Origin of the sequence: Marinobacter sp. SS8-8, from assembly GCF_030540945.1 — a bacterium.
In the GTDB taxonomy this organism is placed as follows: domain Bacteria; phylum Pseudomonadota; class Gammaproteobacteria; order Pseudomonadales; family Oleiphilaceae; genus Marinobacter.
This window is the reverse complement of record NZ_JASSVN010000021.1, coordinates 1-16,158: the sequence shown is the minus strand read 5'-3', so window position 1 is coordinate 16,158 and position 16,158 is coordinate 1. Positions and strand designations below refer to the sequence as shown.

Below are 16,158 nucleotides of genomic sequence, written 5' to 3'. Positions count from 1 at the left end.
CCCTATGCAGAAATCGGATATCTCCAAAGCTTCCCCGCGCCTCTAATGTAAGAACCCACAACAACAATCTGAGGTGTTGAAATGAGCAAGATCAAAACGCTTGCCGGTGCAGTACTGGCAACGACCCTTACCGCCGGCCTCTCAACCTCTGCCCTGGCGGCCGCTGGTGACCCGGTGAAGATCGGTGTCATGCTTCCGTTCAGCGGCATTTATGCACAACTTGGTGAAGCCGGACGAGATGGTCTGAAGCTTGCGCTGAAAGAGCATGCTGAAAAACTGCATGGTTCAAAAGTTGAGTTCATCGAACTTGATACTGAAGCCAAGCCTTCACGCGCTCCAGAGCTGGCCTCTGCGCTTCTGAACCAGCACAAAGCAGATTTCGTGATTGGCCCGGTTCACTCCGGCGTTGCTATGGGCATGATCAAAATGCTCCGCGGCAAAGATACCATCATGATTATTCCCAATGCCGGTTCCGCTGCAGCGACGGGCCCACTGTGCTCGCCCAACGTATTCCGCACCTCTTTCTCATCATGGCAGCCATCCTACCCAATGGGCAAAGTGGCGCTTGATAAAGGCTACAAGAAGGTTTACGCCATTAGTTGGAACTACGGCATGGGCCGCGAAAGTCTGGACGCCTTCGAGGAGTCGTTCACAGCCGGTGGGGGTGAGATTGTCGAGAAGGTTCTGCTGCCGTTCCCGTCCACCAACTTCCAGTCCCATGTCAGCGACATAGCTGATGAGAATCCCGATGCAGTATTCACATTCTTCGCCGGGGGCGGCGCGATCAAGTTCGTGAAGGATTATGACGCCATGGGCCTAAGAGGCAAGATTCCGCTCATGGGCTCCGGCTTCCTTACGGAAGGCACCCTCCAAGCACAAGGCGAGGCTGCCGAGGGCGTGATGACCGGCCTGCACTACGCAGAACAGCTGGACGTTCCGAAAAACCGGGAGTTCCGCGAAGCATTCAACACTGAGTATGGTCACTACCCGGATATTTATGCCGTTCAAGGGTATGACGCCGGGCAAGCGATCGCTAACACAATTGACCAGCTTGAAGGTGATATTTCAGACAAGCAAGCCGTCATCAGCACCATGGAAAAGCTGACCATCGACAGCCCGCGTGGAGAATTCACTTTCTCCAGGGCACACAATCCGATTCAAAACATCTACCTGCGGGAAGTGAAAGATGGCGTGAACGTGGTGCAGACCGTCGCCGCCGAAGCGCTTGAAGATCCCGCCCGTGGCTGCCAGATCTGAGCACGGACTCTGTTACCCCCGGCTAGCGCCGGGGGTCTTACCTGAAGCTCCTTGCCCACACCTGAATTGACCTATCCGTAAAACCGTTGGGTATTACTATGTCTACCGAACTCTTCTTCGTGCAACTCATTAATGGTATCCAGTACGGGTTGCTTCTGTTTCTGATTGCCTCAGGCCTGACCCTGGTGTTCGGCGTTATGGGTATTCTTAATCTCGCCCATGGCTCGATGTACATGGTCGGCGCTTATCTGGTGTGGTATTTCGTGACGATTACCGGGAGCTTTACCGTATCCGCCTTCCTGTCAGCGGTAATCGCTCTCGGCCTCGGCATACTCATCGAGCGCGTACTGATCCAGCGACTCTATAATCGAAACCACCTGGATCAAGTGCTGCTCACCATCGGCATGATCTTCGTGTTTAACGCTTTACAGAGCATTCTCTGGGGCAACGATCCCTATGGCGTTGCTGTACCAGACGCACTCAGCGATTCTGTACCGTTTACCGACAACTCCAGCTATCCGGTTTATCGCATATTCGCTGCGACTCTTTGCGTAGCTATTGCCGCTGCCCTGTACTTCGTGGTTAGCAAAACCCGGTTGGGTATGTTGATCCGCGCCGGCGAATCTAACCGGGAAATGGTGGAAGCCCTCGGAGTCAACATTAAAAGCCTTTACACCATCGTGTTTGCAATCGGAGTCATGTTGGCCGCCGTTTCAGGCATCATCGCCGCGCCCATGCGGTCTATTGTTCCCGGCATGGGCGAGAGTGTATTGATCACCGGCTTTGTCGTGGTCGTCATCGGCGGTATGGGCTCGATCAAGGGCGCCTTCGTGGGCGCACTCCTTGTCGGTGTAATAAGCACCTTTGCTGCAGTGCTGATCCCCACCATGTCCAACATGATTATCTACATCTTTATGATCCTGGTGCTGCTGGTGAAGCCCCAGGGCCTGTTCGCCAAGTAAGCGGGAGCCGAACATGATCTTCGAAAAACGCACCGAACGGATTTTTCTGGCGATCTTCTTTGTCATCGCCCTCTGCATTCCCCTGTTTCTGGAGGAGAACTCCTTCTTCGTGGGTAAAGCCACCACCATCCTGATTTTGGCAGTGTTTGTAATGTCCCTGGATTTCCTGGTTGGGCGAGTTGGCCTGGTCACTCTGGGTCATGCCCTGTTCTACGGCCTCGGCGGCTATTTATTCGTGATTCTCACGCCGGAATATGAGGCGGTTAATTTCTGGATCTACGCTTTCTACATAATGGGGCTAAATGCACTGGTTGCTCTTGTGATCGGTGCGGTGGTGCTACGAACCTCCGGAATCTACTTCATCATGATCACCCTGGCCATTTCTCAGATGGCCTATTACTACTTCTTCGACTCCCTGGAGTTCGGCGGCAACGACGGTCTGTTTATTTTCATGAAGCCAGAGACCAGCATATTCGGGCTGAGCTTCCTGAACCTGGATAACCCCACCCACTTCTATTATCTGGCACTGCTGGCTGTGCTTATCACCGTGGTGGCCATCAAAATAATACTGCGCTCGCGTTTCGGCCGTATTGTCGAGGCCAGCCGGCTGAACCCGGAACGTACAGTGGCGCTTGGCTACAACATTTTTGCCTTTCGGCTGATCAGCTACGTTATCGGCAGCACCCTGGCGGCCTATGCCGGTTTGCTGTTCGCCCTGCAGTACGGCTATGTGAATCCTCAATTCATGACCTGGGAAATGTCCGGTACTGCCTTGGTAATGTCCATCCTAGGAGGCATGGGCACCATCTACGGCGCCATTCTCGGCACAATTACCTATGAGGGCCTTCAGTATTTCTTCGAACACATGAGCAAAGACTGGATGCTGTTCATGGGCGGCGCCATCATCCTGATGGTTCTTCTGCTGCGTAAAGGCCTTGCCGGTTACCTTGAAAAGCTCCTGGAGAAATAATCATGTCCAATGACATCATTCTGGAAACCGAGTCTTTGAGCAAACACTGGGGCGGCATCAAGGCGCTCAATGACATCTCCCTGCAGTTCCATGACCGGCAACTGCACGGCGTTGTCGGCCCTAACGGCGCGGGCAAGAGCACACTACTCAACATGTTGTGCGGCACACTGAAACCCACCAGCGGCTGCATTTTCCACAAGGGCGATCAGATTGAGGGCATGAAACCCTGGAAATTTGTACGTCGCGGCATCGGTCGCAGCTTCCAGAAAACCAACATTTACGCAGATGTGACCTGTCTCGAAAACTGTGCCGTAGCCGCACAGCGACGTTTTACCGGCAGCTTTAACCTGTTTACCTCACGTCATGCCAACAAACTGGTGCGGGAAGCCGCCGAGAAGGCGCTGTGCCAGGTAGGGCTGGAAAGTCGCATCCACACTATCGCAGCTGAAATATCCTACGGCGAACAGCGCCAGCTCGAGCTGGCCATGGTGCTGGCAACCGACCCCTGCATCCTGTTGCTAGATGAGCCTATGGCCGGTATGGGACACGAGGAATCCCAGCGCATCATTGAGCTGCTGAACGAGCTCAAGCAGACCTATAGCATCGTTCTCGTGGAGCACGACATGGATGCCATCTTCGAGTTGTCTGACCAGCTAACTGTGCTGGATAACGGCACCCACCTGATCACTGGTAGCGTGGATGAAGTCCGGAATGACCCCCGTGTGAAAGAAGCCTATCTGGGTAAGGAAGACGAGGAGGAAGCGGCATGAGTAATAACCTTCTGGAAGTAACGAGCCTTAATACTCTTTATGGCAGAAGCCACATCCTCCACGATCTGTCTTTTCAGCTCGAGAAAGGCAAGTCGATGAGCCTCATGGGTCGAAACGGCATGGGGAAGACCACCACCCTGAAATCAATACTCGGCATCGTGCCACCACGCAGCGGCCACGTTTTCTTCGATGGCGAAGACATCGGCAAGCTACCCACCTGGAAGCGCATGCGCAGAGATATCGCCTACGTCCCTGAAGGGCGTGGGATGTTCCACAACCTTACCGTAAAGGAACACCTGCAGATGGCGGCTCGCCCGGGAAGCGATGGCCAGACCAGCTGGGATTTCGAAAGGGTGATGGAAACCTTTCCACGTCTACAGGAAAGGCTGTCCAATCTGGGTACAGAGTTGTCCGGCGGTGAACAGCAGATGCTGGCAATTGGTCGTGCTCTCGTTACCAATCCACGGCTGATGATCCTGGACGAGGCTACTGAAGGTCTGGCGCCACTGATTCGCCAGGACATCTGGAGCGTGATTGCCACGATCCGAGAGTCCGGGATCTCAACCCTGGTCGTGGACAAAAACATAAAAGCCCTCAAAAAGTTGTGTGACCGCCACGTGGTTCTTGTGAAGGGTAAAGTCCACTTCGACGGAAGCTCGGAAGAACTCACTCAAAACATTGAAAAGGTTGAAACTGCACTGAGCGTTTAACGCTACAAAAAATGGATAGGGATGTTCATTTACCGGATATTTGACCGGCCCTGAATCAACGATAGTTCATTTAGCCAACAAAAAGGAGACGGCAAGTGAACTATCGGAACCCTCCAACCGGGCTCGCAAAAGCTTCCGGTTTGAGTAAGGCGACGGTTAATTCCTTGTGAGCATACGTCTTCAGGTAAAAAGACAGGCCGCACGTATTGCCGGCGTCTGTTATCCTTCATCAAACGGTTCTATCAGCAATTTTGTTACGGCGACCCGCATGGAAGATGCAAGCCCCAAAAGACAGGGCATAGGCTCTCTAGAAATCGGCCTTCACATACTTGAGTACATCTCAACCGCGGCAAGACCGCCCACACTGAAAGAATTGTCCGGCGCCCTCGACCTCTCGCCCAGCCGCGCCCACAAATATTTGGTCAGCCTGCTGCGGGAAGGCTACATCAACCAGATCAATCAAACTCAGTACACCCTGGGAAATTCCAGCCTGACCCTCGGAATTTCCGCCTTGCGGCGTATCAATCCGATCCAGCTTTCATACGAAGCGGTAGACCAGTTAAACGAGGATACTGACAAGACAGTTTCTGTCACAGTCTGGAATGGCACCGGCCCACTGGTAATCAAATGGCTGGATTCAAGCCTGCCCATTTCTGTGAATGTGCGTCTGGGTGCCGAGCTTTCTGCCCTGAACTCCGCGTCGGGCCGGATTTACCTCGCCAACCTGCCAGAAGCGAGGCGCCGGGAGTTGATTGAAGAGCACTACCGGTCCACACGCACACTTCCTAGACACCGGGGCAAAGGTATTCCGAGGGAGAAGCTAGGGGCACATCTGGAATTGATTCGAAAACAGAGCTACTGCGCGTTCTTTAGTGATTATCTGCCGGAAATAAACGTCCTGAGCATGCCGGTGCACGATCTAAATAGCAATATTGTTACCGTAATCACACTTCTAGGTCTGGAACGAGACACCGACATCAGCGAGGACTCAGCACTCTTCCAACAGGTTCGACAATGCGCCGAGAAGATCACCCGGCAGATCTGCGGTCAGCCAGACAATCGGACAGTCTCCGAGGGCAGTTCCCCGAACAGCTTCCGATAATCAGAGGAAAAGCGTCCGAGGTGCCCGAATCCGTAGTCCAAAGCCACTTCGGTAATGTTTCGGCATCGGCCGCGCAAAAGATCTTCCCGCAGTTTCCGCAGTTTCACCTGCTTGACGTAGGTTTTGGGGGTCGTTGAAAAAGCACGCGAAAATGCATTGTAAATTGACCGCACGCTCATATTGGACACCTTCGATAACTCCTCAATGCCAATATCTTCCCTGGCATTCTGGTCGATGTAGCGGATTATTCGATCCAGGCCCGGAGAGCTGGCCAAAACCTCGCCCTGATCACTCAGATTGCTGGGAAAAACCCGAAGCAGCTTTTTCAAAATAATCTCGCGGTAGGAAACTGAGATATCCGAAGCATCTTTCTCTTCCGCTTCTTCAAACTCGGCGAATACCGCCTCAAGAACGTTGGTCAGCGAGGGACACAACGCCAGATTCACCGGAACCCGGTCAAACCGGACGTCTTTCCTACCGCAGCCAGGGTGCGCCGAGTTCATGACGGACTGTGGCACTTTGATAATGATCTTCTCGCACTCAGGGCTATATTCCAGATCAACCCGTTCGTCTGGATTAACCATAAGCGCCTGCCCCCGACGCATCGTCAGGCAGTCATCGTCCTGACGCCACCGGCATTCCCCTCTGGTTACAATCTGAAAATGGTAGATGTTCTCTAGCGCCGGGCTTTTAACACGCACATGGTTGCCATAACTGATGCGGGACAGTCCAAAACCGGCGAATTCACGGTAGCTCAAACTGGACGCTCGGTTTTCGCCAGCCAAAAGATCCAGACTATGACTGCCAATATGACGGTTTACAAACGCGGAGACATCCTCGGGGTGTGCACCATGAAAGATAGTAGCTGCAGCCAGTGAACGAGAGAACATGACCACTCCGTTTTATTTATTGTGAATTGATTCACTCTAAATTAATAAGATAGATCATGCAACTAACAATAGGACCAAGATTTAAAGCTTCTGACTCCGCGCTCTGGGGGAAAAGGAAGCAGTGGGCCAATGCCCGATGGACCCACCATCTTTCATACGTACTTAAAAAATCGCGTTGCTCTCGACGTTCCGTCTCGCACAAACACGACGGTCAGAAGAAAGCCTGAATTCCCGTCTGAGCCCGGCCAAGAATGAGGGCATGGACATCGTGGGTACCCTCGTAGGTATTCACCACCTCCAGATTGACCAGGTGGCGAGCCACCCCGAATTCATCACTGATGCCGTTACCCCCGAGCATATCCCTGGCCAAGCGGGCAACATCCAGAGCCTTGCCACAGGAATTGCGCTTCATGATGGATGTGATCTCAACAGCGGCTGTACCATCATCCTTCATTCGTCCAAGCCGCAGGCAACCTTGTAGAGCCAAGGTGATGTCGGTCTGCATGTCCGCCAGCTTCTTCTGAATCAGCTGGTTGGCCGCCAGCGGCCGGCCAAACTGTTTGCGGTCCAGCACGTACTGGCGGGCCGTGTGCCAGCAATCTTCGGCGGCCCCGAGCGCTCCCCAGGAAATGCCGTATCGGGCCGAGTTCAGACAGGTGAATGGTCCCTTGAGGCCCCGCACCTCCGGAAACGCGTTTTCTTCCGGCACAAACACCCCGTCCATCACGATCTCACCGGTGATCGAGGCACGCAGGCCCACCTTGCCGTGAATGGCCGGGGCACTCAGGCCTTCCCAGCCTTTCTCCAGAACAAAGCCGCGAATCTGGCCGTCGTCGTCCTTGGCCCAGACCACGAATACATCGGCGATCGGGCTGTTGGTGATCCACATCTTGCTGCCGGTCAGGCGGTAGCCGCCGTCCACCTTGCGCGCCCGGGTCGCCATGCTGCCGGGATCAGAGCCGTGATCCGGCTCGGTCAGGCCGAAGCAGCCGATCCACTCGCCGGAGGCCAGTTTCGGCAGGTACTTCTGGCGGGTCTCCTCACTACCGAATTCGTAGATGGGCACCATCACCAGGGACGACTGCACGCTCATCATGGAGCGGTAGCCGGAATCCACCCGCTCTACTTCCCGGGCAATCAGGCCATAGCAGACGTAGTTCAGGCCACTGCCGCCGTATTGCTCGGGAATGGTGCAACCCAGCAGACCGGTCTCACCCATTTCCCGGAAAATCGCCGGATCAGTCTGTTCGTTACGGAAGGCTTCCAGCACCCGGGGGCGGAGCTTGCTTTCGGCAAACTGGCGGGCACTGTCGCGCACCATGCGCTCTTCTTCGGTCAGCTGCTGGTCCAGCAACAGCGGGTCTTCCCAGTTGAAACTTGCTTGGTTGGCCATGTCGTTTGTCTCCGTTTGTGGATCTTGTCTTGTTGGTTGGCTTTCAGGCCACCTGCCGTGACGACTGCCGTGGTAATTCCAGCAGAGCCGAATACTGTCCGAGGTGGAAATCATCATCCCCGAACTGATGGGTGAGCATCACCAGGCGCTTGGCGTGGTGTGCCAGTGAATATTCCCAGGTCATGCCGATGCCTCCATGCAACTGTATAGATTGCTCCGCAATCAGCTCCGACGCCCGGGCGACGACAAATTTGGCGGCTGCCAGCCGGCGGCTGCGCTCGCTCGAATCCGGGTCGTCTGCCACGCATGCCGCCAGAATGGTCATAGAGCGGGCCAGCTCCAGCTCTCCACGCATTTCCGCCATCCGATGCTGCAGGGCCTGGAAACGGCCAATCGGCGAGCCGAACTGCTGGCGGGTTTTCAGGTACTCCAGAGTCAGGCGGAAGGCCTCTTCCATACTGCCCAGCGCCTCGGCGCACTGGGCCGCCAAAGCCCGGCCGCGCTGGTAGGCCAGTGCCGGCCCTGCCTTGCCCGCAGGGCCGATCAGGGCATCCGCCTCAACGTAGACGTCGGAGAGCTCCAGATCACAGGCCCTGGGGCCGTCAATGCAGGGGTAGCCGGTGCGAGAGACACCCTCCGCTGCCGGGTCCAGTAAAAACAGGCTGACCCCGTTTCCATCACTCATCCGGGCGGTTACCAGAATGGTGTGGGCAATCTCGCCCCCGATAACCACTCGTTTGTGGCCACTCAGACGCCAGCCCCGCTCACAGGGAACGGCGGTGCATTCGCTCGCCTCCGAATGGCAGTGGGTGCCCGCTTCTTCGTCCGCCACCGCCAGCAACTGTTCGCCTGATGCCACCGACGGCAGGATATTCTGTCGCTGCTCCACGGAGCCAAGCTGCTGGATCAGGCCGGCCGCGTATATCTGGGAGTGCAGGTAAGGTTCGAGGCACAGGCCACGCCCAAGTTCCTTCATCACCAGCATGTTCTCGACGCCGGTTCCGCCAAAACCTTCATAGTCAGTCGCAATCGGTACGGAGGTGATGCCGAGCTCCGATAACTGCCGCCAGAACTCGGGACTGTACCCCTGGGGACTCTGGTAAAAAGCCTCTCTCTGCTCAAAGCCATAGGTGTTTCGGACCAGACGCTCAACGGTGTCCGCCAGCATCTGCTGTTCTTCATTCAATTCAAAATTCATGGCGCCCTCCTACAGCTCCAGAACCTGCTTGGCGATGATGTTCTTCTGAATTTCGTTAGACCCGCCGTAGATCGACAATTTCCGCAGATTAAAATACTGGCTCGCCGGGGAGGCACTGTAATCCCGGTACAGCGGCTCGCCCTCAAAATCCGGTTCCAGCTCGGGCTCCAGGAACGGCAGTGCATTGGGTCCGAGCGCCTTGCGCATCAGACCACTGATCGCCTGCCGGATCTCAGAGCCCTGGATCTTCAGCAACGAACTCTCAGCGCCCGGTACGCCACCGTCGCGGGTGGCGGCCAGAATCCGCAGGGTGCTCATTTCCACCGCCATCAGGCGCATTTCCACCTCGGCAATACGGGCGCGGAACAACGGGTCGTCAATCAGTGGCCGGCCGGCCACAGTCTCGGCGCCGGCCATGTCTTTCAGATGGGCCAGAGCCGCCTTGGAGAGTCCGATGCCAGCCTGACCGGTGCGCTCGTGAGTGAGCAGGTACTTGGCGCAGGTCCAGCCCCTGTTCTCCTCGCCCACCAGGTTTTCTACCGGCACCCGGACGTTGTCGAAGAACACCTCGTTGACCTCGTGTTCGCCATCCAGGGTGATGATCGGACGCACAGTAATGCCGGGGGTATCCATGTCGATCAGCAGGAACGAGATGCCCTCCTGCTTCTTGGCTTCGGAATCGGTGCGGACCAGACAGAAAATCCGGTTGGCATGCTGGCCGAGGGTGGTCCAGGTCTTCTGACCGTTAACCACATAATCATTACCATCGCGCTCGGCCCGGGTTTTCAGGGAAGCCAGATCCGAACCGGCGCCGGGTTCGGAATAGCCCTGGCACCACCAGTCCTCGCTGCGCAGAATCCGTGGGAGGTAGTAATCCTTCTGGGCCTGGGTGCCAAACTTGATGATGACCGGCGCTACCATATTCACGCCGAAGGCGACCAACCTGGGCGCTCCAGCAGCGGCGCACTCCTCGTCAAAGATGTGCTTCTGCACCACGGACCAGCCGGTGCCGCCATATTCCACCGGCCAGTTAACTGCATACCAGCCCTGTTTGTTGCGGATCTTCTGCCAGCGCTGGTGATCCTCTTTCGAGAGTCGGCGGCCCAAACGAACTTTCTCAGCAATATCAGCCGGCAGATTTTGTTCGAGAAATGCCCGTACCTCACTGCGGAAAGCCTGCTCTTCGGGGGTGAAATGAATATCCATAATCGCTCCTGAGCTTCTAAAGGTTAACGGTGCTTCCACTCGGGCTGACGTTTTTCGAGAAAGGCTGTCATACCCTCGTTGCGATCCTCACTGGCAAAACTGGACCACAGCAGGCGGCGCTCGTATTCCACCCCGGCGCGCAGTGAGGTCTCGAAGGCCTGGTTCACGGCCTCTTTGTTGATCATGGTAGCCATCTGCGAGTAACCGGCGATGTCCTTGGCCACGGCCAGCGCCTCCTCCAGCAGCCGCTCTGCCGGTACTACCCGACTAACCAGACCACTGCGTTCAGCCTCCTCCGCATCCATCATCCGTCCGGTCAGGCACAGGTCCATGGTCTTGGCCTTGCCAATGGCACGGGCAAGTCGCTGGGTGCCCCCGGCCCCGGGCAGGGTGCCAATCTTCACCTCCGGCTGTCCGAAACGCGCGTTATCGGCCGCGATCAGCAAATCGCACATCATTGCCAGCTCACAGCCGCCACCCAGTGCCAGGCCGGCCACTGCCGCTATCACAGGTTTGCGGCAGCGGGTCACGGCTTCCCAGTTCGCCGAGATGAAGCGCTCACGGTAGGCCCGGGAGAAATCCAGGGCATGGACTTCGGAAATGTCCGCACCGGCTGCAAACACCTTGTCATTGCCGGTGATGACAACCGCGCGGATGGCGTTATCCGCTTCGAGGGCTTCCAGAGCCGACGTCAGTTCGTTCATCAGTTCATTGTTCAGCGCATTGTGCACCTTCGGACGGTTGAGCCGGATGAGGGCCACAGCCTCGCACTTTTCAAGCAATATGTTGCTGTAGTTCATAACCATCTCCACTAAGAGTCGATTTCTTATAATTACCCTGATAAAGCCATTTTATTGACTCATCCGATTTAAAAAAGACTACACCCGAATATTTTTTAAGGCAATATGTTGACATATTATTTTGAGAAGGCGTATCTTGAAACTGACAAGGTAACGACCCGCTTTTTAGGTCAGACCTCCCAACAACAAACCGGACACAACAGGTGAATCAGATGGATACAGGCATCACTCTCAACCCGGAACGCCGTGCCGCCATGGTCGAGATTGGCGCATGGAACGACAAACTCATCACCGACTACCTGGACCAGGCCGTGGTCAGCACCCCGGACCGGGAGGCCATCGTCGGCTACCAGGTCACCAGCGATACCCGCACAGCGCTCACCTACCGGGAACTGAACGACAAGGTCACCCGTATGGCAGCGGGCCTGGCGGCCATGGGTATCGGTAAAGGCGACGTGGTGGCCTGCCAGCTGCCTAACTGGTGGCAGACCACCGCTTTGCACCTGGCCTGCATGCGCATCGGCGCCATCCTCAACCCGCTGATGCCTATTTTCCGGGAGCGGGAACTGCGTTTCATGCTCAAGCACGGCGAAGCAAAACTGCTGGTGATTCCCAAGGTCTTCCGGGGCTTCGATTACGAAGCCATGATCGACGGTATCCGGGCCGAACTGCCCAACCTTGAAACCCTGCTGGTGATCGGCGGAGAGGGCGAACGCAGCTTTGAACAGCGCCTTGTAGAAACTGCCTGGGAAGAAAAGCAGGACACCCGGGCCCTGTTTGCCGAGCGCCAGCTCACCGCCGACGACGCCATCCAGATCCTCTACACCTCCGGTACCACCGGCGAACCCAAGGGCGTCATGCACACCTCCAACACCCTGTTCTCCAACGTGCGGCCTTATGCCGACCGGCTGCACCTGACTCCGGATGACAAGGTGCTGATGGCCTCACCGGTGGCCCACCAGACCGGCTTCATGTACGGCATCATGATGCCGGTTTACCTGGGTACCACCGCCATTCTCCAGGACATCTGGGATGCGGAATACGTTTGTAAGGTGATTGCCGCCGAGAAGCCAGCCTTCACCATGGCCGCCACCCCTTTCCTGGCGGACCTGGTCAAGACCGCGCCTCAGCACGAGGGCGAACTCGACTCTCTGCGCATTTTCGTCTCTGCCGGCGCACCGATTCCGAGTGCGGTGGTCGAACAGGCCGGCAAAGTGCTGAAGGCGAAAATCGTCTCCGCCTGGGGGATGACCGAGAACGGCGCCGTCACCATGACTTGCCCGGAAGACCCGGCCGAACGGGCCAGCCAGTCCGACGGCAAGGTTCTGCCCTGGATGGACATCAAGGTGACCGACTTCGAAGGCAACGAACTGCCTGCGGGCCAGGAAGGCAATCTTCTGGTAAGGGGCGCGAGCCTGTTTGTCGGCTACCTCAAACGACCGGAACTCTACGGCGTGGATGAAGATGGATGGTTCAGCACCGGTGACCTCGCCCGCATGGACCAGGACGGCTACATCCGCATCACTGGTCGCACCAAGGATGTGGTCATCCGCGGCGGCGAGAACATTCCTGTCGTCGAGGTGGAGAACCTGCTCTACAAGTACCCGGGCATTGTCGATGTCGCACTGGTGGGCTGCCCGGATGAGCGACTGGGCGAGCGGGTGTGTGCCTACGTCACCCTCGACGAGAACGCCACCGGGCTGACCCTCGACAACATCAAGAATTACCTGATCGAACAGAGACTCTCCAAGAGCTATCTGCCCGAATATCTGGAGGTGATCGAGGCCATGCCCCGTACCGCCTCCGGCAAGATCCAGAAATTCAAGCTGCGTGAGCAAGCCAAAGAGGTGCGCCTCGAACCGGCCAAGCGCAGTTGACCCCTTTGATTTAACAGCAACAGGAGCAAGTCATCATGAGAGGCCTGAACGGAAAAACAGTCATCGTCACCGGTGGCGGTGGCGGCATCGGCCGCGCCGTGTGCCAGCGCTTTGCCGAGGAAGGCAGCCTGGTGGCCGTCCTGGACCGTGACGAACACGCGGCCCAGGCCACGGTAGACCTGATTACCGAGGCAGGCGGCAAGGCCAAGGCCTACGCCGCAGACATCACCGACTATGCCGCGATCACTGACACCGTGGCTGCGATAGAAAACGATCTGGGCGTACCGACGGTGCTGGTGAACAACGCCGGTTTCGATCGCTTCATGCCCTTCCTGAAGACCGAACCGAAACTCTGGGACCAACTGATTGCAGTCAACCTCACCGGTGCCCTGAATATGCATCACGTGGTGCTGCCGAAGATGATCGCCGCCGGCGGCGGCAAGGTCATTAACGTGGCCTCCGACGCTGCCCGTGTCGGCTCCTCCGGTGAATCCGTTTACGCCGCCTGCAAGGCGGGCCTGGTGGGCTTCAGCAAAACCGTGGCCCGGGAGCTGGCCACCAAGAACGTTTGCCTGAACGTGGTCTGCCCCGGTCCCACCGACACCGCCCTGCTCAAAGGCGTGGCAGATACCGCCCCGAACCCGGAAAAGCTGCTGGAGGCCTTCCGCAACGCGGTCCCCATGAAACGCCTGGCGCAACCGGAAGACTACCCCGGCGTCATCGCCCTGCTCGCCAGTGACGATGCCAACTTCATTACCGGCCAGGTGATCAGTGTGTCCGGCGGCCTGACCATGGCCGGCTAAGCGACCAGCTACATGATTTAGGAGAGCGCACCATGAATTACGAAGACATTCTGTACGACGAAAACAACGGCGTCGCCACCATCACCATCAACCGGCCGGATCGTTACAACGCCTTCCGGGGCCAGACTTGCATGGAGCTTCTGGACGCCTTCAACCGCGCCGGCTGGAACAAGGACATCGGCGTCATCGTGTTCACCGGTGCCGGAGACAAGGCGTTCTGCACCGGCGGTGACCAGGGCGCGCATGAAGGCCAGTACGACGGTCGCGGCCTGATCGGCCTGCCGGTGGAAGAACTGCAGCGCACCATCCGCGAAGTCCCCAAGCCGGTGATCGCCCGGGTCAACGGCTTTGCCATCGGCGGCGGCCACGTGCTGCACGTGATCTGTGACCTGAGCATCGCCTCGGAAACCGTTATCTTCGGTCAGGTCGGCCCCAAGGTCGGCTCGGTGGATCCCGGTTTCGGCACCGCCTATCTGGCGAGGGTTGTGGGCGAGAAACGGGCCCGGGAAATCTGGTACCTGTGCCGCAAGTACAGCGCGCAGCAGGCGTTGGAATGGGGCCTGGTCAATGCTGTGGTCCCGCCCGAGCAGCTGGACGAAGAGGTACAGAAGTGGTGTGAGGAAATCCTGGAGAAGAGCCCCACGGCCCTGACCATCGCCAAGCGCTCCTTCAACGCCGACAGCGACAACATTGCTGGTATTGGCGCCCTGGGCATGCAGGCCCTGAGCCTCTACTACGACACCGACGAGTCCAAGGAAGGCGTCAACGCCTTCAAGGAAAAGCGCAAGCCGGACTTCCGGAAATTCTACAAGTAAGCTGATCGACCCGGTGGCCACGCACCGCCGGGTCACAGACAACGCCCGGAGAACACCATGAATTTCGGATTCAATGAAGAACAGAACGCGATTCGCGAGGTTGTGGCCCGCTTCAGCGCCGAGGTGCTGGCTCCGGGCTATCGCAAACGGGACCAGGAAGGGGTCATCGAAAAGGCTGTTATCCGCCAGCTCGGCGAGATGGGTCTGCTCGGTGGCGAGCTGCCGGAAGAGTTCGGCGGCAGCGGCATGGATTGTGTCACCAGCGGCCTGATCATCGAGGAAATTTCCAAAGGAGATTTCAACGTTGGCTACATTCCCCTGCTGACCTCCCTGAACGGCCAGATCATTGCCAGCCATGCCGCACCGGACCTGGCAAAGGAATGGCTGCACGGCATGACCACCGGCCAGAAGGTGGCCTGCATCGCCCTGACAGAGCCCCACGGCGGTTCCGACGCCGCCAACCTGCGCCTGAAAGCGGAGAAAAAGGGCGACATCTACGTACTCAACGGCGAAAAAACCTCCATCTCCATGGCCGACCAGGCGGATGTCGCGGTGGTATTCGCCCGCACCGGCACGGTGGAACAGCGCGCCTCCGGGATCAGCGCGTTCCTGGTGCCCATGAACACACCGGGCATCACCACCACCCGATTCGAGGACAACGGTCAGCGTGCCATCGGCCGCGGTTCGATCTTCTTTGACAACGTGGAGGTGCCCGCCAGCCACATGATGGGCGACGAAGGCAAAGGCTTCAAACAGGTCATGCAGGGCTTCGATTACAGCCGCGCCCTGATCGGCCTGCAATGCCTGGCTGTGGCCCAGCAGTCGCTGGATGAAACCTGGCAGTGGCTGACCGAACGTACCGCCTTCGGCCAGAACCTGTCCGCCTTCCAGGGCCTGACTCATCCGCTGGCCGAATACCAGACCTACGTTCATGCCGCCCGCATGCAGTGCTACCACGCGCTGTGGCTCAAGGACAACAACCTGCCCCATAACGCCGAAGCGGCCATGAACAAGTGGTGGGGACCGAAACTTGCCTTCGACGTCGTCAAGCAGTGCCTGCTGGCTCACGGCCATACCGGCTGGGGCGAGGACCTGCCGTTTGCCCAGCGTCTGAGAGACGTTCTTGGCCTGCAGATAGGCGATGGCACAGCTCAGATCATGAAAAACATTGTTGCACGGGAATATCTGCCTAAGTAAGCAAATTGGTCACCCTTACAACAGTAACGAGAACCCAAACCAAAAAAGTATCGTAGCGGAGTTAGAACAATGAAAAATACAAAAAAGCTTCGTAACTATTCAGCTGCCTCCCCGTAAAAAGCCCTGTTAGCCCCGTTCCGGTGCCGACATAAAAGCCGGCTCACGCCCGGTAAACAGCTGCGTCAATACCTCGGAGGCACCCAGGTTC

At 57.2% G+C, this 16,158-nt stretch carries 15 protein-coding genes; 10 read left to right on the top strand and 5 right to left on the bottom strand.

Translation table 11 applies throughout. The features are described from left to right. The first annotated feature begins 81 nt into the window (after positions 1-81). The 6 genes from QPL96_RS16720 (at position 82) to QPL96_RS16695 (ending at position 5,771) form a co-directional block, all read left to right on the top strand. Positions 82-1,257 (top strand): ABC transporter substrate-binding protein, encoded by a 1,176-nt coding sequence (locus QPL96_RS16720; RefSeq protein WP_303288452.1) that lies wholly within the window; start codon positions 82-84, stop codon positions 1,255-1,257. A gap of 98 nt (positions 1,258-1,355) precedes the next feature. Then, complete coding sequence (locus QPL96_RS16715; RefSeq protein WP_303288451.1) at positions 1,356-2,219, top strand: branched-chain amino acid ABC transporter permease; 864 nt, start codon at positions 1,356-1,358, stop codon at positions 2,217-2,219. A gap of 13 nt (positions 2,220-2,232) precedes the next feature. Further along, on the top strand, positions 2,233-3,189 hold the full coding sequence (locus QPL96_RS16710; protein ID WP_303288450.1) for a branched-chain amino acid ABC transporter permease: 957 nt from the start codon (positions 2,233-2,235) through the stop codon (positions 3,187-3,189). Positions 3,190-3,191: 2 nt separating this feature from the next. After that, entirely contained in the window at positions 3,192-3,959 is a 768-nt protein-coding gene (locus tag QPL96_RS16705) for an ABC transporter ATP-binding protein (RefSeq protein ID WP_303288449.1), read from the top strand. Further along, positions 3,956-4,669, top strand: coding sequence for an ABC transporter ATP-binding protein (locus tag QPL96_RS16700; RefSeq protein ID WP_303288448.1), 714 nt, complete (start codon positions 3,956-3,958; stop codon positions 4,667-4,669). The genes QPL96_RS16705 and QPL96_RS16700 overlap by 4 nt, the downstream gene beginning before the upstream one ends. Positions 4,670-4,937: 268 nt before the next feature. Further along, complete coding sequence (locus tag QPL96_RS16695; protein ID WP_303288447.1) at positions 4,938-5,771, top strand: IclR family transcriptional regulator; 834 nt, start codon at positions 4,938-4,940, stop codon at positions 5,769-5,771. Here QPL96_RS16695 and QPL96_RS16690 read toward each other — a convergent pair. The 5 genes from QPL96_RS16690 to QPL96_RS16670 form a co-directional block, all read right to left on the bottom strand. Further along, positions 5,717-6,661, bottom strand: a complete 945-nt coding sequence (locus tag QPL96_RS16690) for an AraC family transcriptional regulator (protein ID WP_303288446.1) — start codon at positions 6,659-6,661, stop codon at positions 5,717-5,719. The two genes, QPL96_RS16695 and QPL96_RS16690, sit on opposite strands and share 55 nt — an antisense overlap. 211 nt (positions 6,662-6,872) lie before the next feature. Continuing rightward, a complete protein-coding gene (locus QPL96_RS16685) occupies positions 6,873-8,054 on the bottom strand; it encodes an acyl-CoA dehydrogenase (protein ID WP_303288445.1) in 1,182 nt (393 codons plus the stop codon). A gap of 43 nt (positions 8,055-8,097) precedes the next feature. Then, positions 8,098-9,252 (bottom strand): acyl-CoA dehydrogenase family protein, encoded by a 1,155-nt coding sequence (locus QPL96_RS16680; RefSeq protein WP_303288444.1) that lies wholly within the window; start codon positions 9,250-9,252, stop codon positions 8,098-8,100. 9 nt (positions 9,253-9,261) lie between these two features. After that, a complete protein-coding gene (locus QPL96_RS16675) occupies positions 9,262-10,458 on the bottom strand; it encodes an acyl-CoA dehydrogenase family protein (protein WP_303288443.1) in 1,197 nt (398 codons plus the stop codon). Positions 10,459-10,481: 23 nt separating this feature from the next. After that, positions 10,482-11,258: an enoyl-CoA hydratase gene (locus QPL96_RS16670; RefSeq protein WP_303288442.1), complete on the bottom strand. Its 777-nt coding sequence runs from the start codon at positions 11,256-11,258 to the stop codon at positions 10,482-10,484. Positions 11,259-11,470: 212 nt separating this feature from the next. Here QPL96_RS16670 and QPL96_RS16665 point away from each other — a divergent pair, with 212 nt between their 5' ends. The 4 genes from QPL96_RS16665 to aliB are packed head-to-tail and all read left to right on the top strand — an operon-like array spanning position 11,471 to position 15,950. Next, positions 11,471-13,135, top strand: a complete 1,665-nt coding sequence (locus QPL96_RS16665; protein WP_303288441.1) for an AMP-binding protein — start codon at positions 11,471-11,473, stop codon at positions 13,133-13,135. Positions 13,136-13,170: 35 nt separating this feature from the next. Then, a complete protein-coding gene (locus QPL96_RS16660; RefSeq protein ID WP_303288440.1) occupies positions 13,171-13,938 on the top strand; it encodes an SDR family NAD(P)-dependent oxidoreductase in 768 nt (255 codons plus the stop codon). Between the two features lie 32 nt (positions 13,939-13,970). Further along, positions 13,971-14,753, top strand: coding sequence for an enoyl-CoA hydratase-related protein (locus tag QPL96_RS16655; RefSeq protein WP_303288439.1), 783 nt, complete (start codon positions 13,971-13,973; stop codon positions 14,751-14,753). Between the two features lie 57 nt (positions 14,754-14,810). After that, positions 14,811-15,950, top strand: coding sequence for a cyclohexanecarboxyl-CoA dehydrogenase (gene aliB, locus QPL96_RS16650; protein WP_303288438.1), 1,140 nt, complete (start codon positions 14,811-14,813; stop codon positions 15,948-15,950). Positions 15,951-16,158 lie beyond the last annotated feature (208 nt).